The 17,778-nt window shown below is 42.7% G+C and carries 31 protein-coding genes; 30 read left to right on the top strand and 1 reads right to left on the bottom strand.

Annotated features, from left to right (window positions below; all coding sequences use genetic code 11):
- Positions 1–44 precede the first annotated feature (44 nt).
- The 30 genes from rpsJ (at position 45) to rplQ (ending at position 15,110) form a co-directional block, all read left to right on the top strand.
- Positions 45–350: a 30S ribosomal protein S10 gene (gene rpsJ / locus DWW52_RS13545; RefSeq protein WP_118716042.1), complete on the top strand. Its 306-nt coding sequence runs from the start codon at positions 45–47 to the stop codon at positions 348–350.
- A gap of 65 nt (positions 351–415) precedes the next feature.
- Positions 416–1,033, top strand: coding sequence for a 50S ribosomal protein L3 (gene rplC / locus DWW52_RS13540; protein WP_118716041.1), 618 nt, complete (start codon positions 416–418; stop codon positions 1,031–1,033).
- On the top strand, positions 1,033–1,671 hold the full coding sequence (gene rplD / locus DWW52_RS13535) for a 50S ribosomal protein L4 (protein ID WP_118716040.1): 639 nt from the start codon (positions 1,033–1,035) through the stop codon (positions 1,669–1,671). The genes rplC and rplD overlap by 1 nt, the downstream gene beginning before the upstream one ends.
- A 3-nt stretch (positions 1,672–1,674) precedes the next feature.
- On the top strand, positions 1,675–1,965 hold the full coding sequence (gene rplW, locus DWW52_RS13530; protein ID WP_087421396.1) for a 50S ribosomal protein L23: 291 nt from the start codon (positions 1,675–1,677) through the stop codon (positions 1,963–1,965).
- A gap of 5 nt (positions 1,966–1,970) precedes the next feature.
- The gene (gene rplB, locus DWW52_RS13525) at positions 1,971–2,795 is read left to right on the top strand and encodes a 50S ribosomal protein L2 (RefSeq protein ID WP_118716039.1); all 825 of its coding nucleotides are present in this window, start codon (positions 1,971–1,973) and stop codon (positions 2,793–2,795) included.
- Between the two features lie 19 nt (positions 2,796–2,814).
- Entirely contained in the window at positions 2,815–3,084 is a 270-nt protein-coding gene (gene rpsS / locus DWW52_RS13520) for a 30S ribosomal protein S19 (RefSeq protein ID WP_106481356.1), read from the top strand.
- Between the two features lie 36 nt (positions 3,085–3,120).
- Positions 3,121–3,540, top strand: coding sequence for a 50S ribosomal protein L22 (rplV, locus tag DWW52_RS13515; RefSeq protein WP_118716038.1), 420 nt, complete (start codon positions 3,121–3,123; stop codon positions 3,538–3,540).
- Between the two features lie 5 nt (positions 3,541–3,545).
- The gene (gene rpsC / locus DWW52_RS13510) at positions 3,546–4,274 is read left to right on the top strand and encodes a 30S ribosomal protein S3 (RefSeq protein ID WP_118716037.1); all 729 of its coding nucleotides are present in this window, start codon (positions 3,546–3,548) and stop codon (positions 4,272–4,274) included.
- A gap of 29 nt (positions 4,275–4,303) precedes the next feature.
- Positions 4,304–4,723 carry a 50S ribosomal protein L16 gene (rplP, locus tag DWW52_RS13505; RefSeq protein ID WP_027201668.1) on the top strand — a complete coding sequence of 140 codons (420 nt, stop codon included), beginning with the start codon at positions 4,304–4,306 and terminating at the stop codon, positions 4,721–4,723.
- 44 nt (positions 4,724–4,767) lie between these two features.
- A complete protein-coding gene (rpmC, locus tag DWW52_RS13500; RefSeq protein WP_118716036.1) occupies positions 4,768–4,965 on the top strand; it encodes a 50S ribosomal protein L29 in 198 nt (65 codons plus the stop codon).
- A 9-nt stretch (positions 4,966–4,974) separates the two neighbouring features.
- Positions 4,975–5,232 carry a 30S ribosomal protein S17 gene (gene rpsQ, locus DWW52_RS13495; RefSeq protein ID WP_118716035.1) on the top strand — a complete coding sequence of 86 codons (258 nt, stop codon included), beginning with the start codon at positions 4,975–4,977 and terminating at the stop codon, positions 5,230–5,232.
- A 2-nt stretch (positions 5,233–5,234) separates the two neighbouring features.
- Complete coding sequence (gene rplN, locus DWW52_RS13490; RefSeq protein WP_118716034.1) at positions 5,235–5,600, top strand: 50S ribosomal protein L14; 366 nt, start codon at positions 5,235–5,237, stop codon at positions 5,598–5,600.
- A gap of 96 nt (positions 5,601–5,696) precedes the next feature.
- Entirely contained in the window at positions 5,697–6,020 is a 324-nt protein-coding gene (gene rplX, locus DWW52_RS13485) for a 50S ribosomal protein L24 (RefSeq protein WP_118716033.1), read from the top strand.
- Between the two features lie 118 nt (positions 6,021–6,138).
- Complete coding sequence (gene rplE / locus DWW52_RS13480; protein ID WP_118716032.1) at positions 6,139–6,687, top strand: 50S ribosomal protein L5; 549 nt, start codon at positions 6,139–6,141, stop codon at positions 6,685–6,687.
- A gap of 11 nt (positions 6,688–6,698) precedes the next feature.
- Complete coding sequence (gene rpsN, locus DWW52_RS13475) at positions 6,699–6,968, top strand: 30S ribosomal protein S14 (protein WP_018337673.1); 270 nt, start codon at positions 6,699–6,701, stop codon at positions 6,966–6,968.
- Positions 6,969–6,986: 18 nt separating this feature from the next.
- Positions 6,987–7,382: a 30S ribosomal protein S8 gene (rpsH, locus tag DWW52_RS13470; protein ID WP_118716031.1), complete on the top strand. Its 396-nt coding sequence runs from the start codon at positions 6,987–6,989 to the stop codon at positions 7,380–7,382.
- A 15-nt stretch (positions 7,383–7,397) separates the two neighbouring features.
- The gene (gene rplF / locus DWW52_RS13465; protein WP_118716030.1) at positions 7,398–7,952 is read left to right on the top strand and encodes a 50S ribosomal protein L6; all 555 of its coding nucleotides are present in this window, start codon (positions 7,398–7,400) and stop codon (positions 7,950–7,952) included.
- A 22-nt stretch (positions 7,953–7,974) separates the two neighbouring features.
- Positions 7,975–8,331 (top strand): 50S ribosomal protein L18, encoded by a 357-nt coding sequence (gene rplR, locus DWW52_RS13460; RefSeq protein ID WP_118716029.1) that lies wholly within the window; start codon positions 7,975–7,977, stop codon positions 8,329–8,331.
- A gap of 12 nt (positions 8,332–8,343) precedes the next feature.
- Positions 8,344–8,850: a 30S ribosomal protein S5 gene (gene rpsE / locus DWW52_RS13455; protein ID WP_118716028.1), complete on the top strand. Its 507-nt coding sequence runs from the start codon at positions 8,344–8,346 to the stop codon at positions 8,848–8,850.
- A gap of 14 nt (positions 8,851–8,864) precedes the next feature.
- Positions 8,865–9,047, top strand: coding sequence for a 50S ribosomal protein L30 (gene rpmD, locus DWW52_RS13450; protein WP_118716027.1), 183 nt, complete (start codon positions 8,865–8,867; stop codon positions 9,045–9,047).
- A 28-nt stretch (positions 9,048–9,075) separates the two neighbouring features.
- Positions 9,076–9,522, top strand: coding sequence for a 50S ribosomal protein L15 (gene rplO / locus DWW52_RS13445; RefSeq protein ID WP_118716026.1), 447 nt, complete (start codon positions 9,076–9,078; stop codon positions 9,520–9,522).
- Positions 9,523–9,623: 101 nt separating this feature from the next.
- Positions 9,624–10,967: a preprotein translocase subunit SecY gene (gene secY / locus DWW52_RS13440; protein WP_118716025.1), complete on the top strand. Its 1,344-nt coding sequence runs from the start codon at positions 9,624–9,626 to the stop codon at positions 10,965–10,967.
- Between the two features lie 24 nt (positions 10,968–10,991).
- Positions 10,992–11,765, top strand: a complete 774-nt coding sequence (map, locus tag DWW52_RS13435; RefSeq protein WP_118716024.1) for a type I methionyl aminopeptidase — start codon at positions 10,992–10,994, stop codon at positions 11,763–11,765.
- A gap of 10 nt (positions 11,766–11,775) precedes the next feature.
- The gene (gene infA, locus DWW52_RS13430; RefSeq protein WP_018337664.1) at positions 11,776–11,997 is read left to right on the top strand and encodes a translation initiation factor IF-1; all 222 of its coding nucleotides are present in this window, start codon (positions 11,776–11,778) and stop codon (positions 11,995–11,997) included.
- Positions 11,998–12,008: 11 nt separating this feature from the next.
- Positions 12,009–12,125, top strand: coding sequence for a type B 50S ribosomal protein L36 (gene ykgO, locus DWW52_RS13425; RefSeq protein ID WP_072025884.1), 117 nt, complete (start codon positions 12,009–12,011; stop codon positions 12,123–12,125).
- A gap of 33 nt (positions 12,126–12,158) precedes the next feature.
- The gene (gene rpsM, locus DWW52_RS13420) at positions 12,159–12,536 is read left to right on the top strand and encodes a 30S ribosomal protein S13 (RefSeq protein WP_118716023.1); all 378 of its coding nucleotides are present in this window, start codon (positions 12,159–12,161) and stop codon (positions 12,534–12,536) included.
- A gap of 18 nt (positions 12,537–12,554) precedes the next feature.
- The gene (gene rpsK / locus DWW52_RS13415) at positions 12,555–12,944 is read left to right on the top strand and encodes a 30S ribosomal protein S11 (RefSeq protein ID WP_118716022.1); all 390 of its coding nucleotides are present in this window, start codon (positions 12,555–12,557) and stop codon (positions 12,942–12,944) included.
- 36 nt (positions 12,945–12,980) lie between these two features.
- A complete protein-coding gene (gene rpsD, locus DWW52_RS13410) occupies positions 12,981–13,589 on the top strand; it encodes a 30S ribosomal protein S4 (RefSeq protein ID WP_118716021.1) in 609 nt (202 codons plus the stop codon).
- Between the two features lie 16 nt (positions 13,590–13,605).
- Complete coding sequence (locus DWW52_RS13405; protein WP_118716020.1) at positions 13,606–14,598, top strand: DNA-directed RNA polymerase subunit alpha; 993 nt, start codon at positions 13,606–13,608, stop codon at positions 14,596–14,598.
- Between the two features lie 5 nt (positions 14,599–14,603).
- Positions 14,604–15,110, top strand: coding sequence for a 50S ribosomal protein L17 (gene rplQ / locus DWW52_RS13400; RefSeq protein WP_118716019.1), 507 nt, complete (start codon positions 14,604–14,606; stop codon positions 15,108–15,110).
- 70 nt (positions 15,111–15,180) lie between these two features.
- Here rplQ and DWW52_RS13395 read toward each other — a convergent pair whose 3' ends face one another.
- Positions 15,181–17,646 carry an outer membrane beta-barrel family protein gene (locus DWW52_RS13395; protein WP_118716170.1) on the bottom strand — a complete coding sequence of 822 codons (2,466 nt, stop codon included), beginning with the start codon at positions 17,644–17,646 and terminating at the stop codon, positions 15,181–15,183.
- Positions 17,647–17,778: the final 132 nt, after the last annotated feature.

The following is a 17,778-nucleotide window of genomic DNA, read 5'->3' as shown; positions in this document are numbered from 1 at the left end:
AACCTTGAATCGTAAATCATAAATCATAAATCATAAACAAAAACATGAGCCAAAAAATCAGAATTAAGTTGAAATCTTACGATCACAACTTGGTTGACAAGTCTGCAGAGAAGATTGTAAAGACAGTGAAGGCTACCGGTGCTGTGGTAAGTGGACCGATTCCACTTCCGACTCACAAAGGTATTTTTACTGTAAACCGCTCTACGTTCGTGAACAAGAAGAGCCGGGAACAATTTATGGTATGCACGTTCAAAAGACTGATTGACATCTACAGTTCAACTGCAGGTACGATTGACGCCTTGATGAAACTTGAATTACCGAGTGGTGTTGAAGTTGAGATTAAAGTTTGATAACGGCGAAAACCTATGTCGTTATTAAGAGATTGAAAACCTATTTTTAAAAAGAGAAAAAAGAGATGCCAGGTTTAATTGGAAAAAAAGTCGGAATGACTTCCGTATTCAGTGCCGAGGGAAAAAGCGTTCCATGCACTGTGATTGAGGCCGGTCCATGTGTTGTAACCCAAGTTAAAACAGTTGAGACAGACGGTTACACAGCCATTCAGTTGGGTTTTGATGACAAGAAAGAGAAAAACACAACGAAACCGCTATGTGGACATTTTAAAAAGGCAGGCACAACTCCGAAAAGAAAACTTGTTGAGTTTTCTGGGTATGATGTCGAGTACAAGTTAGGCGATGTAATTGACGTGAAATTGTTCGAGGGAACAGAGTACGTTGATGTAGTCGGAACTACTAAAGGAAAAGGTTTCCAGGGTGTTGTGAAACGTCATGGATTTGCCGGAGTGGGAGAGGCTACTCACGGTCAGCATAACCGCCAGAGAAAGCCGGGTTCTATCGGTGCTTGTTCTACACCGTCACGCGTGTTCAAAGGAATGCGCATGGGTGGACAAACAGGTGGTGACAGAGTAACGGTTCAGAACTTGGAAGTGCTGAAAGTGATACCTGAAAATAATTTGTTATTGGTGAAGGGTTCTATCCCCGGAGCTAAAGGTTCATACGTAATTATCGAGAAGTAATGGAGTTAAGTGTATTAAACATTGCCGGACAAGAGACAGGCAGGAAGGTAGAGTTAAATGACGCTATCTTCGGGATTGAGCCTAACGAGCACGCTATTTATCTTGATGTAAAGCAGTTTTTAGCGAACAACCGCCAAGGGACCCACAAGTCAAAACAAAGAAATGAGATTTCCGGTAGTACCCGCAAGCTGAAAAAGCAAAAAGGTACCGGTGGCGCCCGTGCAGGTGGTATCAAGAATCCTCTGTTCAGAGGAGGTGGTAGAGTGTTTGGACCCGTACCAAGAGATTATAGCTTCAAATTGAACAAGAAGCTGAAAAGATTGGCCCGTAAATCAGCGTTATCTGTAAAAGCCGCTTCTAACGCGGTGACTATTGTCGAGGATCTCAATTTCGAGGCTCCGAAGACAAAACAGATGATACAGCTGTTTAATAACCTGAAAATTGAGAATCGGAACATCCTGTTGGTTACCAATGAAATGAACGACAACGTCCTGTTGTCAGCCCGTAACCTGCAATACGTGGATGTGATGAGAGTTAGCGATCTTGCAACTTACAATATCATGCGAGCTAAGAATCTCGTGTTCGTTGAAAGTTCAGTGCAGGGCCTTAATGAAATGTTTAATCTTAATGAAGAGTAAGACATGCAAGTGATTGTAAAGCCCATTTTGTCAGAGAAGATGACTGCATTGACTGACAAGCAGAACAGAGTAGCATTCGTTGTGAGCAAAGCAGCGAATAAATTTGAGATTAAGAGAGCAGTTGAAACGATGTATAGCGTGACCGTGAAGTCCGTGAACACGATGGTGTACCAGGGAGATGCAAAATCCCGTTACACGAAAGCAGGCGTGATCTCTGGTAGAACCGCTTCATTCAAGAAAGCAATTGTGACCTTAGCAGAAGGTGATAGTATTGATTTTTTTAGCAATATTTAATTAAGATGGCTGTAAGAAAATTGAATCCTGTAACTCCTGGTCAGAGACATAAGGTAGCGATTACCTTTGATCAGTTGACTACAGATAGACCTGAGAAATCATTGTTAGGACCAAAGAGTAAGACTGGTGGACGTAATAACACCGGTAAGATGACAATGAGGTATATAGGTGGTGGTCATAAACAAAGATACAGAGTAATAGATTTCAAACGCGACAAGGATAATGTTCCTGCTCGTGTTGCAACGATCGAGTACGATCCCAATCGTACGGCTCGTATCGCTTTGTTAGTATACGCAGACGGAGAGAAACGTTACATCGTGGCACCGAATGGTTTGGAAATAGGCCAGACCGTGATGAGTGGTGCAGGTGCTGCTCCGGAAGTTGGAAATGCATTGTTCTTATCTGAAATTCCATTAGGTACAATCATTCATAACATCGAGTTGAGACCGCAACAAGGAGCCGTGATGGCTCGTAGCGCTGGTTCTTACGCTCAGTTAGTGGCGAGAGAAGGAAAGTATGCTTCAATCAAGTTACCTTCCGGTGAGGTTCGTATGGTACTGTTGACTTGTCGTGCAACCGTTGGTACGGTTTCTAATTCCGACCACGCGTTGGAACGTTCAGGTAAAGCAGGTCGTACTCGCTGGTTAGGTCGCAGACCTCGTGTGAGAGGTGTAGTAATGAACCCGGTTGATCACCCGATGGGTGGTGGTGAAGGTCGCGCTTCAGGAGGACAACCTCGTTCAAGAAAAGGTTTGTTCTCTAAGGGTCTCAAGACTAGAGCTCCGAAGAAACACTCTAGCAAGTATATCATAGAAAGAAGGAAAAAATAACTGATTAATTATTGATGTTATGAGTCGTTCGTTAAAAAAAGGCCCTTTTATTGATTTCAAGTTAGAGAGAAAAGTATTGGTAATGAATGAGTCCAATAAAAAATCGGTTGTTAAGACCTGGGCTCGTCACTCCATGATTTCTCCGGACTTCGTAGGGCACACTATCGCTGTACACAACGGTAATAAGTTTATCCCGGTATTCGTGACCGAAAATATGGTAGGTCACAAGTTGGGAGAGTTTGCGCCGACGCGTACATTTAGAGGCCATGCTGATAAAAAGAAAAAATAATGCATGGTAAAGTTGAACTAAAGAAGATGTATTAAAATGGGTGCAAGAAAAAGATTAAGAGCAAATCAGAATAAAGAAGCCAAGAAAGAGAAGGCTTTTGCAATTCTTCGCGATTGTCCTACATCTCCTCAAAAAATGAGATTGGTAGCAGACTTAGTTCGCGGAGTAGATGTACAGAAAGCTTTGGATATGCTTAAATTTTGTCCTAAAGAAGCTGCTCGTAAGGTTGAAAAGTTGTTGCTTTCAGCAATTGCAAACTGGGAACAAAAGAACGAGGGAAAACGTGTTGACGAGGCCTCCTTGTTCGTGCAAGAGATTTTCGTTGACGGTGCAGGTATGTTGAAAAGACTTAGACCAGCCCCGCAAGGAAGAGCACACCGGATTCGTAAACGTTCAAATCACGTGACGATCGTGTTGGGAAGCAAGACAGCTGTAGAAAACATTACAAAAGAATAGTTAGCATGGGACAGAAAGTTAATCCAATAAGCAATAGATTAGGAATCATCAGAGGATGGGATTCTAACTGGTTTGGCGGTAAGAACTATGGCGATAAATTGGTGGAAGATTACAAGATCAGAAAGTATCTGAACGCCCGTCTCGCTAAAGCAGGAATCGCTAAAATTGTTATCGAGAGAACTTTGAAGCTGATCACGATCACGATCAACACTGCTCGTCCGGGTATCATCATTGGTAAAGGCGGACAAGAGGTTGATAAGTTGAAAGAGGAGCTGAAGAAGATCACCGATAAAGAAGTTCAAATAAATATCTTCGAGATCAAACGTCCTGAATTGGATGCCGTGATTGTAGGTAATAATATAGCTCGTCAGCTGGAAGGCCGTGTGGCTTACCGTAGAGCGATCAAGATGGCTATCGCTTCTACCATGAGAATGGGAGCAGAGGGTATCAAAATTTTGATTTCCGGTCGTTTGAACGGGGCTGAAATGGCAAGAGCAGAAATCTACAAAGAGGGTAGAATTCCATTGCACACATTCCGTGCTGATATTGATTACGCTCAGGCCGAGGCGTTGACGACCTATGGTCAGCTGGGTATTAAAGTTTGGATTTGCAAGGGTGAGGTTTACGGAAAACGTGAACTGGTTCCGAACTCATTGGTTGGGGCTCAAAAAGAGAACAACAACCGTCCGAACAATGCCGGCAAAAAAGGCGGGTTTAAAAAGAGAAAAAAATAGTCTTTTAACTTTTAAATAGATCAAGAGCTATGTTACAGCCAAAAAGGACTAAATACAGAAGATCGCAGAAAGGGAGAATGAGAGGGAATGCCCAGAGGGGACATGAACTTGCATTTGGATCTTTCGGGATCAAGGCGTTGGAGAATATGTGGATTGAACAACGCCAGATAGAGGCAGCCCGTGTCGCGGTAACCCGTTACATGCAAAGACAGGGTCAGATATGGATTCGTATATTTCCAGATAAACCTATTACTAAGAAACCCGCTGAGGTTCGTATGGGTAAGGGTAAGGGATCTCCAGAAGGATTCGTTGCTCCAGTTACTCCGGGACGTATTCTTTTCGAAGCTGACGGAGTACCGTATGCAATCGCTAAAGAGGCTTTACGCCTGGCAGCCCAGAAGCTACCCATCGCTACTAAGTTCGTGGTTAGACGTGATTACACTGAGTAGTCGTGAGACTATTTTGAATTTCGAATCGAAAAATTGTAAGAGAAATGAAAACATCAGAGATTAAAGATTTAACCACTGAAGAGATAAGAGAAAAGATCGAGGCAGAGAAAGCTGCCTTGAACAAGATGAAGATGAACCATGCAGTTTCTCCGCTTGAGAACCCGATGTTAATCCGGTTAACAAGAAGAAACATCGCGAGATTGATGACTGAGTTGCGCAAGCGTGAATTAACGGTAAAGTAATAGGAAATAATGGAAACTAGAAATCTTAGAAAAGAGCGTACCGGTCTTGTGGTAAGCAACAAGATGGACAAGTCTATCACGGTTGCCGTTCACTTTAAGGAGAAGCACCCGATTTACGGGAAGTTCGTCAACAAGACCAAGAAGTTCACTGCTCACGATGAGAAGAACGAATGTAACATCGGAGATACAGTGAGAATTATGGAAACTCGTCCCTTGAGTAAGACCAAGAGATGGAGATTAGTTGAAATCATTGAAAGAGCTAAGTAATCATGATACAACAAGAGAGTAGATTGACCGTAGCCGATAACAGCGGCGCTAGAGAAGTGCTTTGTATCCGCGTACTTGGTGGTACCAAGAAAAGATACGCACGCGTGGGCGATAAAATCGTTGTTACCGTGAAGAACGCCATCCCGAACGGTGAAGTAAAGAAAGGTTCAGTTAGTAAGGCCGTGGTAGTTCGTGTAAGTAAAGAGTACAGACGTCCGGATGGATCTTATATCCGCTTTGATGACAACGCTTGCGTGTTGTTGAACAATGCTGGAGAAATGAGAGGAACCCGTATCTTCGGACCTGTTGCCAGAGAAGTTCGTGAGGGTTATACGAAGATTGTTTCTTTAGCCCCCGAGGTACTTTAAGATTTTAGATTTATGATTTTAGATTTTAGATTGGAATAATGATCGGAAGTCTTGAAGTCATAAATCGTAAATCATAAATCATAAATAATTTATACGATGAGCAAGAAGTTTCATATAAAGAAAGGTGACTTAGTTCAGGTAAATGCAGGAGAAGACAGAGGGAAGCAGGGAAAGGTACTTGAAATGATTCCGGACAAGCAAAGAGCTATTGTTGAAGGTATCAATATGGTAAGTAAACATACCAAGCCGAATGCAGCTCACCCGCAAGGAGGAATCGTCAAGAAAGAGGCTCCGATTCACATTTCCAACCTGAATGTTGTTGATCCGGTGACAGGCAAGCCGACGAAGATCGGACGCAGACGGAACGCTGAAGGAAAATTAGTGAGATTCGCTAAGAGATCCGGTCAGGAATTGAAGTAATAAAATAAATAATTGCAGGTTGTTTTAGAGCAACTTGCAATTTATAATTTAAATTTGTAGTTTTGCAGCCGCAAATTTAAAATAATATGCCGTGAGGCATAGTAACAAATAATAATAAATGAAATACGTACCAAATTACAAAACAAAGTATAACGAAGAGATTGTACCGACTTTGATGAAAGAGTTCGGATACAAGTCAGTTATGCAGGCACCCAGATTGGAGAAGATAGTAATCAATCAGGGCGTGGGATCATCCATCCAGGATAAGAAAATCCTTGAGTTTTCATTGAACGAGATTGCGACCATCACCGGTCAGAAACCCGTTTCTTGTAAATCAACAAAGGACGTTTCTAACTTTAAATTGCGTAAAGGAATGCCGATCGGTGTTCGGGTAACTTTGCGTAAAGAACGTATGTATGAATTTTTGGAAAGACTTATTGTTGCCGCACTTCCGCGTATCCGCGACTTCAAGGGGATCAGCAATAAGCTTGATGGAAGAGGAAATTACACATTAGGAATAGAAGAGCAAATCATATTTCCGGAAATCGTGTTGGACAGTGTTCACAAGATCATGGGTATGAATATCACGTTTGTAACTTCGGCTAATACCGACGAAGAGGGTTTTGCTCTTCTAAGAGAATTTGGATTACCATTTAAAAAGAACTAAAAAAAAGCAAAATGGCAAAAGAATCAATGAAGGCCCGTGAGGTAAAGCGTGCAAAATTGGTAGAAAAGTACGCCGCAAAACGAGCTAAGTTAAAAGAGGAAGGAGACTATGTCGGATTGAGCCTTCTACCTAAGAACTCTAGCCGTGTCCGTTTGCATAACAGATGCAAGTTGACCGGAAGACCAAGAGGGTACATGAGACAGTTTGGTATAAGTAGGATTCAGTTCCGCGAAATGGCATCTGCCGGACTTATACCCGGAGTTAAAAAGGCTAGTTGGTAATATTTAAAATTTGAAGAAATGACAGATCCAATAGCAGATTTCCTTACTCGCATTAGAAATGCAGTGAAAGCAGGTCATAAAGTTGTGGATATCCCCGGTTCAAAGATGAAACGGGAAATGACCAAAATCTTGAAAGAAAAAGGATATATCCTGAATTATAAATTCGAGCAAGATGGTGTTAGAAGCAATATTAAAATTGCGTTGAAATATCATCCTGAAACGAAAATGCCCGCCATTAGGACATTGACACGTGTTTCAAAACCGGGTCTGAGACGTTACACGAATGTAGACGAAATGCCTCGCGTGTTGAACGGATTGGGGATCGCGATTTTGTCAACGTCATTGGGCGTAATGTCTGATAAAGAAGCTCGCCAGAAGAATGTTGGTGGAGAAGTATTGTGTTATGTTTATTAATAAAAAGGGCGGAAAATGTCACGAATAGGAAAATTACCAATAGATATACCACAAGGGGTTACAGTTACTGTAAATCCTGATAACACGGTCGTAGTAAAAGGTCCGAAGGGAGAACTTTCTCAGGACGTACACGGAGAAATGATCGTGAAAGTGGAAGGAGCTCACGTAATCGTAGAGCGTCCGTCAGAAGATAAAGCTCATAAAGCCATGCACGGTTTGTATCGTGCCTTGATTCACAACATGGTTGTAGGTGTTTCTGAAGGTTACACGATCAAACAGGAGTTGGTCGGAGTAGGTTACAGGGCGAACGCTGAAGGTCAAGTTTTGGAATTGGGATTAGGTTATTCACACGGGATCTTCATGGTGTTACCGAATGAAGTGAAAGTGAGTGTACTTAACGAGAAGCGTGCGAACCCGATTATCACACTGGAAAGTTGCGATAAACAACTTATCGGTCAGGTAGCGGCCAAGATCCGTTCATTCCGTAAACCGGAACCGTACAAAGGTAAAGGTATTAAGTTTGTGGGTGAAGTTCTTCGTCGTAAGGCTGGTAAATCAGCTAAAGTTTAATCACCTGTAAAAAAGTAATGTTATGGCTTTAACTAAGGTAGAAAGAAGAATAAGAATAAAAAGAAGAATACGTAAAGTAATCTTCGGAACAGCAGAGAGACCTCGTTTGTCGGTATTCCGTTCAAACGCGCAAATTTCTGCTCAGATCATTGATGATAATGCCAGAAAAACTCTGGTATCAGCATCTTCTTTATGCAAAGAGATCGCTGAAAAGAAAGGCAACAAAACAGAACAGGCTCAATTGTTGGGTGCTATGATTGCGGAAAAAGCAAAGGCAGCCGGGATTACTTCTGTTGTGTTTGACAGAAACGGGTATTTATATCACGGAAGAGTGAAAGCATTAGCAGATGCAGCTCGTAACGGTGGTCTTAATTTTTAAAAGTAGGCAAGAATGGAACAGAAGATTAATAGTGCAGACTTGGAATTGAAAGACAGATTGGTGGCTATCAACCGCGTAACGAAAGTTACCAAGGGTGGTAGAACCTTCAGTTTCTCTGCTATCGTGGTTGTTGGCGACGAGAATGGAACAGTAGGTTACGGGTTGGGTAAAGCTAACGAGGTAACGACTGCTATTGCAAAAGGCGTCGAGGCTGCGAAGAAGAACTTGATTAAGGTACCTGTGTTGAAAGGAACTCTTCCTCACGAGCAAGAAGCTAAATTTAGTGGTGCTACCGTATTTATGCGTCCCGCTTCTTCCGGTACCGGACTAGTGGCCGGAGGTGCTATGCGTGCCGTGTTGGAAAGTGCCGGTATTAAAGACGTGTTGGCAAAATCCAAAGGATCATCTAACCCTCACAACTTGGTGAAAGCGACTTTTGCCGCTTTGAAGTTATTGAGAGATCCTCGTATGATTGCTCAACAAAGAGGAATTAGTCTTGACAAAGTGTTTAACGGTTAAACTGGAATGTAACGATGGCAAAGATTAAAATTACACTGGTAAAGAGTAGAAGTGGTAGTGACAAACGTCAAATCGCTACTTTGAACGCACTAGGCCTCGGAAAACTGAGCAGTAGTGTTGAACACGAGACTTCACCGCAAATCATGGGAATGGTTGCTAAAGTGAAACATCTTCTACGCGTAGAAGAAGTAAAGTAATTTGTTAAACCTATTTAAAGAGTATACAATGGATTTAAGTAGCTTAAAACCGGCCGCCGGATCAACTCACAGAGAAAAGAGAATTGGTCGTGGTCAGGGTTCCGGAAAAGGAGGTACTTCTACAAGAGGGCATAAAGGTGCTAAATCAAGATCTGGTTTTAAATCAAAGATTGGTTTTGAGGGAGGACAGATGCCTTTGCAGAGACGTGTACCGAAGTCTGGCTTTAAAAATGTAAACAGAGTAGAATATAAAGCTATCAATGTAGGGATGCTTCAGGATTTGGCTGAAAGAGATAATCTTACCGTAATCGACCGGGACGTGTTGATCCAAGCAGGATTAATGTCGAAGAACGATCTTCTTAAGGTGTTGGGTGACGGAGCGTTAACTGCTAAGCTTGAGGTGAAAGCTCATGCTTTCTCCACTAAAGCGGTAGCCGCTATCGAGGCTGTTGGCGGAACAGTAGTTAAATTGTAAGATTAAAAATTTGGGAGTTTAAAGTTGTTTTTAAAATAGAATTACTATTTTTGAAGCAACTTTAACAACATCCCAGATCAATGCCTTAAAAGAAAGAACTTATGAAGTTATTTGATACATTAAAGAACATTTGGAAAATAGAGGAGCTCAAGACTAGGATTCTTACTACGCTTGGGCTTATTCTCGTTTACAGGTTAGGAACAGAGATCGTACTGCCGGGTATCGACCCTCATGGTTTGCAGGCTCTGAAAGATCAGACAGCAAGTGGCGTGTTAGGCCTGCTGGATATGTTCTCCGGGGGTGCATTCTCGAACGCGTCGGTATTTGCGTTAGGTATTATGCCTTACATCTCCGCATCCATTGTTGTGCAGTTATTAGGAATAGCAGTTCCTTATTTTCAGCGCTTACAGAAGGAAGGCGAGAGTGGTAGACGTAAGATCAACCAGATCACGCGGTACCTCACATTAGTTATCCTGGTATTACAAGGTTCAGCGTATCTTACAAACTTGAAAGCTCATGTACCGGTAGAGGCTTTTGTATATACTGATTTTTGGCGTTTTTCTGTTCCTTCCATAATTATTATGGCTGCAGGTTCAATGTTTGTCCTGTGGTTGGGAGAGAGAATCACCGATAAGGGAATCGGTAACGGTGTTTCGATTATTATCATGATCGGTATCATCGCCCGTTTGCCATTTGCTTTCTTTGCAGAGTTAACTTCCAGAGTGTCTCAACAGGGAGGAGGATTGGTAGCGTTCTTGATCGAGTTGATTATATTATTCTTGGTATTCTGCGGGTCGATCTTGCTCGTGCAGGGAACGCGTAAAGTGCCTGTACAGTATGCTAAGAGAATCGTGGGTAACAAGCAATACGGTGGCGTTCGTCAATACATTCCGTTGAAGATTAATGCGGCTGGGGTTATGCCTATCATCTTTGCTCAGGCTATTATGTTGTTGCCTGTTTCATTTATCCAGTACTCGAATATCGAGGCGTTGTCCGGTTTTGCTGCGGCATTTTCGAATTTCACGGGATTCTGGTATAATTTCACGTTCTTTATCATGATTGTCGCATTTACTTATTTCTACACGGCGATCACGGTGAATCCGATGCAGATGTCTGAGGATATGAAAAAGAACGGTGGATTTATTCCGGGTGTGAAACCGGGAAGAAAAACAATGGAATTCCTCGACACGATCATGTCAAGAATCACGCTTCCGGGATCTATATTCCTCGGACTTGTAGCAATTCTTCCGGCTTTCGCCCAGATTTCTGGTGTGAACCACCAGTTTGCTCAGTTCTATGGAGGTACGTCGTTGTTGATTTTGGTGGGAGTTGTATTAGATACATTACAGCAAATCGAGTCTCACTTGTTGATGCGTCATTATGACGGGTTGATGAAGTCCGGACGTATCAAGGGTAAAAATCCTGGAGGACCTGCTGCATATTAAGAAAATAAATTGTACTTTTGCGGCATGATTTTTTTAAAGACACAGGAGGAGATTGAGTTATTGCGGGAAAGCAACCGATTAGTAGGAAAGACTCTGGGTGAGGTGTCCAAACACATTCGCCCAGGTATTTCGACTTTAGAGCTGGATAAGATTGCTGAAGATTTTATTCGTTCAAATGGTGGCGTTCCCGGATTTCTTGGATATGGAGGGTTCCCGAACACGCTTTGTATTTCAGTGAATGATGAAGTGGTTCACGGGATTCCGTCCTCTCGTTGTTTGGAAGAAGGTGATGTTGTATCTGTTGATTGCGGGGTTGTGATGAATGGCTTTTACGGGGATAGCGCCTATACATTTGCAGTGGGGGAGATTAGCGAGGAGGTGAAGAAACTTTTGCAGGTGACGAAAGATAGCTTGTATAAAGGAATAGGACAGGCAGTAGCGGGGATGAGGACAGGAGATATCGGTTATGCCGTGCAATCATATGCGGAAGCGAATGGTTTTTCTGTCGTGCGGGAACTTGTTGGGCATGGAGTAGGGAAAAATTTGCACGAGGAGCCTCAAGTTCCGAATTACGGGCGGCGGGGGCAAGGTTGTAAGCTGAAGGTCGGGATGGTGATCGCAATCGAGCCGATGATCAACATGGGAGTGCGTAACGTGTTCCAGATGTCTGACGGTTGGACGATAAAGACGCGGGATCATTTGCCGGCAGCGCATTTTGAACATACGATTGCTATCGGCAAGGGAGAAGCTGATATTTTGTCGACATTTGAATATATAGAAGATAATCTTTTAAAGTAAAGAAACGTATATGGCGAAGCAGCCTTCGATAGAGCAAGATGGAGTAATAACGGAAGCATTGTCAAATGCTATGTTTCGTGTTGAACTGGAAAACGGGCACATTATAACGGCTCATATTTCGGGAAAGATGCGAATGCACTATATAAAGATACTTCCGGGAGATAAGGTAAGAGTGGACATGTCCCCTTACGATCTCACGAAAGGTAGGATAACGTTTAGATATAAAAATTAAATTGTTGAGCAATGAAGGTAAGAGCATCTGTTAAGAAGCGTAGTGCTGATTGCAAGATTGTAAGAAGAAAAGGCGTTTTGTACGTCATTTGCAAAAAGAACCCGAAGTTCAAACAACGTCAGGGTTGATTATTAATTTAGTAAAAAGAGTAAAAGAGATTTATGGCAAGAATCGTTGGTGTAGATTTGCCCTCAAACAAGAGAGGGGAGATAGCTCTGACCTATATCTTTGGTATAGGTAGAAGTAGTGCCAGGACCATATTAGAAAAGGCCGGCATCGATTTTGACACTAAGGTGAAGGATTGGAATGACGATCAACTAGCTGCTGTACGTAAAGTCATTAATGAAGGGTACAAAGTAGAAGGAGAGTTGAGAACATCCGTCCAGATGAACATCAAACGACTGATGGATATCGGTTGTTACAGAGGAATCAGACATCGTATCGGTCTTCCGGTAAGGGGACAAAGTACGAAGAACAATGCCCGCACGAGAAAGGGTAAGAAAAAAACTGTTGCTAACAAGAAGAAAGCAACTAAATAATTGATTAGAGATTGAATTATGGCAAAGAAGTCTACATCAAACAAGAAACGGCTAGTTAAAGTAGAAGCCGTGGGACAAGCACACGTTCATTCATCTTTTAATAATATCATTATCTCGTTGACCAACTCAAACGGACAAGTTATTTCCTGGTCATCAGCAGGTAAAATGGGATTTAGAGGATCGAAGAAAAACACCCCTTATGCAGCCCAGACCGCAGCCGCTGATTGCGGTAAAGTTGCTTTCGATTTGGGAATGAGGAAAGTTAAGGTATATGTTAAAGGACCGGGTAACGGTAGAGAATCTGCAATCCGTGCAATCCACGCTTGCGGTATCGAAGTAGCCGAGATCATTGACGTTACGCCACTTCCGCACAATGGATGTCGTCCTCCCAAACGGAGAAGAGTGTAAGTTAACCTTGGGTGTAATTTTAAAAATCAAATAGAAATGGCTAGATATACAGGACCTAAGTCTAAGATAGCGAGAAAATTTGGTGAGCCCATTTTTGGACCGGATAAAGCGTTAGAACATCGTAACTACCCTCCCGGACAACACGGAATTGCTCATCGTAGAAAGAAAATTTCTGAGTACGGTACTCAGTTGAAAGAGAAACAAAAAGCAAAATATACTTACGGTTTGTTGGAGAGACAATTCCGTAATTTGTTTGAGAAAGCTGAAAGTAGCAAGGGAGTAACCGGTGAGGTTTTACTTCAATTGTTGGAATGTCGTTTGGATAATGTTGTTTACCGTTTAGGTATAGCTCCTACCCGTGCGGCTGCCCGTCAGTATGTATCTCACAGACATATCACGATTAACGGTCACGTATGTAACATACCTTCATGTCATGTTCGTCCGGGTGATGTTGTTGCTGTGAGAGAGAAATCTAAGGCTTTGGAAGTGATCAATGAATCATTGAGAGGCAGTAGAAGTAGCAAATACTCTTGGTTAGAGTGGGATGCTGCAGCTATGAGTGGTAAACTACTTAATGTTCCGGAAAGAAGTGATATCCCAGAGAACATTAAAGAGCAGTTAATCGTAGAGTTGTATTCTAAGTAGTAAAATAAAAATATATATGGCAATATTAGCTTTCCAGAAACCGGACAAAGTAATCATGCTTGAATCAACGGATAGATTCGGAAAATTCGAATTCCGTCCGTTGGAACCAGGTTACGGCATCACTATTGGTAATCCACTACGCAGAATCTTGTTGTCTTCTTTGGAAGGCTTTGCGATTACCGGTATTAAAATTCAAGGTGTAGATCATGAGTTTGCAACGATTCCAGGTGTTATCGAGGACGTTACCGAGATTATCTTGAATTTAAAGCAAGTTCGGTTTAAAAGAAAAGTGGAGGACGTGGAGAATGAAAAGCTGAGCGTTGTCGTTTCCGGACAGGAGACGTTTACTGCCGGTGATATGAACCAGTTCCTGAAAGGGTTCGAGATTTTGAATCCGGAATTGGTGATCTGCAACATGGATACTTCCACGAACTTAGATATGGAATTGACCATTCAAAAAGGACGCGGTTATGTTCCTGCTTCAGAGAATATGCCTGCAGATGCGGAGGTTGGTGTAATTCCTATCGATGCTATTTACACGCCGATCAGAAACGTAAAATATGAGATTGAGAACTATCGTGTGGAAGGAAAGACCGACTACGAGCGTTTGGTATTTGACATCGAAACGGATGGTTCTATTAATCCCACGGATGCGTTGAAAGAGGCTGCTAAAATTTTAATCCATCACTTCATGTTATTTTCTGACGAAAAGATTACTCTTGAGACAGAGGATAAGTATGGAAATGAAGAGTTCGATGAAGAGGTGTTGCACATGCGTCAGTTGTTGAAAACAAAACTCGTGGATATGGATCTTTCCGTACGTGCGTTGAATTGTTTGAAATCTGCAGAGGTGGAAACTTTGGGCGAGTTGGTTCAATTCAACAAGAATGACTTGTTGAAGTTCAGAAACTTCGGTAAGAAGTCTTTGACAGAATTGGAGGCTCTTCTGGAGAACAATAACCTTGAATTCGGTATGGATGTTGCCAAGTATAAATTAGACAAAGAATAAGTAAAATGAGACATAATAAGAAAATTAACCATTTAGGTAGAACTAGCTCTCACAGGCATGCTCTACTTTCTAACATGGCTTGTTCTTTGATTCTTCACAAGAGAATCCAAACGACACTAGCTAAAGCTAAGGCCTTGAAGGTATATGTTGAGCCGCTTTTGACAAAAGCCAAAAACGACACAACTCACTCTAGAAGAACCGTTTTCTCTTACCTTCGTCGTAAAGAAGTTGTTGCAGAAATGTTCGGTGACATCGCAGAGAAGATTGCAAATCGTCCGGGAGGATATACCCGTATTTTGAAATTGGGTAACCGTTTGGGTGATAACGCAGAAATGTGTATGATCGAGTTGGTTGATTATAACACGACTTACACGGAAGTGAAGAAAGAAGAAGCTAAGAAAACTACTCGTCGTAGAAGATCCAGCGCGAAGAAAGAGGCTGCTCCTGCTGCTACGGAAGAAACTCCGGTGGCTGAAGCTCCTGCTGCTGAAGAGGCTCCGAAAGCTGAATAAATTGAAATTCAGATATAAAATAACCCCGGACAAAAGTCCGGGGTTATTTTTTGATCGTTAAGTTTATGGATTAGAATTCTTCTTCCATCATGTTCATTTCTTCTGAAGAGCGTTGGGGTTTTTGTTTCGAGGCTTTCATGTTTCCGAAGTTGTAACTTAGTGTAAAGCGAGCCATTCTTCCTTTTCTCCAGCTATCGCTATCCTGTCTGAATCCATTTCCGGAAGTAACGTTGTGCCAGCTGCGGGAATTCAGTATATCTTGAACGCTCACGCTGAAATTGACCTTACGGTTAAAGAATGATTTACGAGCCCCGAGGTCTATGCGGTAGCTTGATTCCCGGTGTCCTTGCGCGATAATCTGGCGAGAGTTGTAGTTTCCGGTAGCTTGAAAGGAGATCGCGTAGGGGAGCATGACGTTGGCGATAAGCTTGCCTGTCCATGAAAAGTTATCATCCCGTTCTCCCGTGACCGGTACGTCTGCTCCTTTGGGTTGATAGGAAAAGCCTTCCAGTTCATTATAATAGAAGTTTAAGGTTGTGGTAACGTCCAAGAATTTGAGTAATTTGTTTTTTGCCACGATTTCAGCCCCTACCGAGGAAGATTGCGTGATGTTGGCAGAAGTACTCTTCATAACATCGCCTTCCCGGTAGCGAATCCGTTGGATCACGTCGTCCGTGTTCCGGTAGTAGGTGGATAACGAGAGCGTGTGTTTCTCCCAGTTCTTGATGTAATTCAACTCGAAAGAGTTGGAGAATTCCGGAGTAAGGTAGGGATTCCCGAATGAGATATTGAGAGAATCGGTCATGTTCAGGAATGGATTCAATTGCCATCCCCGGGGACGAGAAATTCGTCGTGTATAATTGACTTGCACCTCGTTGTTGCCCGGAAGACTGTACGATAAGAACAAGCTGGGGAACAGGCTGAAGTAATCATCCTTGTAAGGTATGGCGTTGTCCGGATTTTCGCCGTACGCCAGTGATTTTGTTTCCGTGTTCGTGTATTCGCCCCGTAATCCGAGTTGTACCCCGAAGTTGTTTATTTTGGTGGAATAGGTGGCGTACAGGGCTTGGATATTTCGATCGTAGGTATATTTGTTATATAATAGTTCATCAAAAGTTGCACTTGCTTCCGTGGGGCCGGAATAGGTTTCGACCGGGCTTTTCTGGTAACCGAGTGACCCCTTGTAACCAGCTTCCAATTTACTTTCTTTGGAGAATTGATTCACGTAATCTACTTGAAATTCCCAACTTTGAGAACGATTGTCGTCTTTTTGTTTTTGCCAGGACGAGGTCTCCCGGTCATTCGCAAAGAGAGAGTGTTGTTTGTAGATGCTGCTCCCGTCTGAAACCCATAGATCCCATGAGGCTCGGGCCACGATATTGCTTGTCTCGCTGAATTCGTGTTTGTAGTCCAGATTTATATTACCCCCTTTAGAGGAGTTGTCTGAGTGGGAGAAACGCTCGCTGGTGATAAATGAACCGGGTACGTCGCTCTTGTAACGAATCTCGTTGTTTGATTTCCGGTCACCGAAATGCCCGAAGCCTTCCACGCTGAAATGATCGGTGGCAGTAAGGTGAAGCGTGAAGCCAGCCCGGGTAAAGAGGGAACCTCCCTTCCGATCATTTTTTCCTCTTTGATTCAAGAAGGAAACCGGGTTGCCTTTATCGTCTAGGTTAATCCGGTCGGTGTAGTCTTCTCCTTCCGATTTACGCTGGCGATATCCAACATTGAGGTAGCTCTCTATTTTTCCACTACTATAGTTGATACTGGCACTGGCATTGTACCCGCCTAACACGTCCGCACCGACTTGTAAGCTTCCGTAATATCCTGCTTTACGATCTTTTTTCAAGATGATGTTGATAATACCTGAAGTGCCTTCCGGACTGAATCTAGCGGAGGGATTCGTGATAATTTCTATCCGTTCGATGCTTTCTGCGGGGATTTGTTCCAGTATTTGGGCTTGATTATCGGCAGATAAGCCGGATGCTTTCCCGTTGATCCAGATGGTCACGCTAGAATTTCCCCGTAAGGATATTTCTCCCTCGTTGTCGACTTCCACCGAAGGAATGTTTTCGAGGATTTCACTTGCAGAACCTCCCGCTTGTGCGATATTGGATTCCACGTCGAAGACTTTTTTGTCGATTTCGAAACGCATTTGTGCTCGTTGGCCGACCACTTGAATTTCGTCGATAACTTGACTGTCCTCTTCCAGCAACAGGTTTTTCACGTTCACGTTTCTCTCTTTGGCAGAGATCGTGAATTCTTTTTCCACGGGGCGATAACCGATGAACGAGGCGGTTAGGATGTAGCTCCCGTTTTTTACTCTGTTAATACGGAATATGCCGGTTGAGTCGCTGACCGTTCCTGTCAACGGGGTTTTGCTTCCTGCAATCCGGATACTTACATTTACGAACTCTAAAGGTTTCTTCGTCTTGGCATCTATGATTCGTCCCCTGACGCTTCCCGTCTGGGCAAAAGCCGAAAGGGCGAACATGACCAAGAAGATGACTAATACAGCTTCTTTTACTTTACTCATATACTTCATACACAATTGAACATTCCGTCCGGCAAAGATAGTCGGATATTTGTTTGACAATAAATATAGAGAAAAGTTTATTCTCAACTTTTTTCGTGACTTTTTCATTTGTTTTACGTACCTTAGTGACAA

This window comes from Odoribacter sp. AF15-53 (assembly GCF_003479425.1).
Taxonomy (GTDB): Bacteria; Bacteroidota; Bacteroidia; order Bacteroidales; family Marinifilaceae; genus Butyricimonas.
The sequence above is the reverse complement of the archived record's forward strand: the minus strand, read 5'-3'. Positions and strand labels throughout refer to the sequence as shown.

Coding starts and splice junctions, on each gene's coding strand:
- ykgO (WP_072025884.1), top strand. CDS start 12,009: ATGAAGGTAAGAGCATCTGTTAAGAAGCGTAGTGCTGATTGCAAGATT.
- rplV (WP_118716038.1), top strand. CDS start 3,121: ATGGGTGCAAGAAAAAGATTAAGAGCAAATCAGAATAAAGAAGCCAAG.
- rplF (WP_118716030.1), top strand. CDS start 7,398: ATGTCACGAATAGGAAAATTACCAATAGATATACCACAAGGGGTTACA.
- rplR (WP_118716029.1), top strand. CDS start 7,975: ATGGCTTTAACTAAGGTAGAAAGAAGAATAAGAATAAAAAGAAGAATA.
- rpmC (WP_118716036.1), top strand. CDS start 4,768: ATGAAAACATCAGAGATTAAAGATTTAACCACTGAAGAGATAAGAGAA.
- infA (WP_018337664.1), top strand. CDS start 11,776: ATGGCGAAGCAGCCTTCGATAGAGCAAGATGGAGTAATAACGGAAGCA.
- rpsQ (WP_118716035.1), top strand. CDS start 4,975: ATGGAAACTAGAAATCTTAGAAAAGAGCGTACCGGTCTTGTGGTAAGC.
- rplQ (WP_118716019.1), top strand. CDS start 14,604: ATGAGACATAATAAGAAAATTAACCATTTAGGTAGAACTAGCTCTCAC.
- rpsM (WP_118716023.1), top strand. CDS start 12,159: ATGGCAAGAATCGTTGGTGTAGATTTGCCCTCAAACAAGAGAGGGGAG.
- rpsC (WP_118716037.1), top strand. CDS start 3,546: ATGGGACAGAAAGTTAATCCAATAAGCAATAGATTAGGAATCATCAGA.
- rplN (WP_118716034.1), top strand. CDS start 5,235: ATGATACAACAAGAGAGTAGATTGACCGTAGCCGATAACAGCGGCGCT.
- secY (WP_118716025.1), top strand. CDS start 9,624: ATGAAGTTATTTGATACATTAAAGAACATTTGGAAAATAGAGGAGCTC.
- rplW (WP_087421396.1), top strand. CDS start 1,675: ATGCAAGTGATTGTAAAGCCCATTTTGTCAGAGAAGATGACTGCATTG.
- DWW52_RS13405 (WP_118716020.1), top strand. CDS start 13,606: ATGGCAATATTAGCTTTCCAGAAACCGGACAAAGTAATCATGCTTGAA.
- rpsS (WP_106481356.1), top strand. CDS start 2,815: ATGAGTCGTTCGTTAAAAAAAGGCCCTTTTATTGATTTCAAGTTAGAG.
- rpmD (WP_118716027.1), top strand. CDS start 8,865: ATGGCAAAGATTAAAATTACACTGGTAAAGAGTAGAAGTGGTAGTGAC.
- rplC (WP_118716041.1), top strand. CDS start 416: ATGCCAGGTTTAATTGGAAAAAAAGTCGGAATGACTTCCGTATTCAGT.
- rplX (WP_118716033.1), top strand. CDS start 5,697: ATGAGCAAGAAGTTTCATATAAAGAAAGGTGACTTAGTTCAGGTAAAT.
- rpsD (WP_118716021.1), top strand. CDS start 12,981: ATGGCTAGATATACAGGACCTAAGTCTAAGATAGCGAGAAAATTTGGT.
- rpsJ (WP_118716042.1), top strand. CDS start 45: ATGAGCCAAAAAATCAGAATTAAGTTGAAATCTTACGATCACAACTTG.
- rpsH (WP_118716031.1), top strand. CDS start 6,987: ATGACAGATCCAATAGCAGATTTCCTTACTCGCATTAGAAATGCAGTG.
- rplE (WP_118716032.1), top strand. CDS start 6,139: ATGAAATACGTACCAAATTACAAAACAAAGTATAACGAAGAGATTGTA.
- rpsE (WP_118716028.1), top strand. CDS start 8,344: ATGGAACAGAAGATTAATAGTGCAGACTTGGAATTGAAAGACAGATTG.
- rpsN (WP_018337673.1), top strand. CDS start 6,699: ATGGCAAAAGAATCAATGAAGGCCCGTGAGGTAAAGCGTGCAAAATTG.
- map (WP_118716024.1), top strand. CDS start 10,992: ATGATTTTTTTAAAGACACAGGAGGAGATTGAGTTATTGCGGGAAAGC.
- rplP (WP_027201668.1), top strand. CDS start 4,304: ATGTTACAGCCAAAAAGGACTAAATACAGAAGATCGCAGAAAGGGAGA.
- rplD (WP_118716040.1), top strand. CDS start 1,033: ATGGAGTTAAGTGTATTAAACATTGCCGGACAAGAGACAGGCAGGAAG.
- rplB (WP_118716039.1), top strand. CDS start 1,971: ATGGCTGTAAGAAAATTGAATCCTGTAACTCCTGGTCAGAGACATAAG.
- DWW52_RS13395 (WP_118716170.1), bottom strand. CDS start 17,646: ATGAGTAAAGTAAAAGAAGCTGTATTAGTCATCTTCTTGGTCATGTTC.
- rpsK (WP_118716022.1), top strand. CDS start 12,555: ATGGCAAAGAAGTCTACATCAAACAAGAAACGGCTAGTTAAAGTAGAA.
- rplO (WP_118716026.1), top strand. CDS start 9,076: ATGGATTTAAGTAGCTTAAAACCGGCCGCCGGATCAACTCACAGAGAA.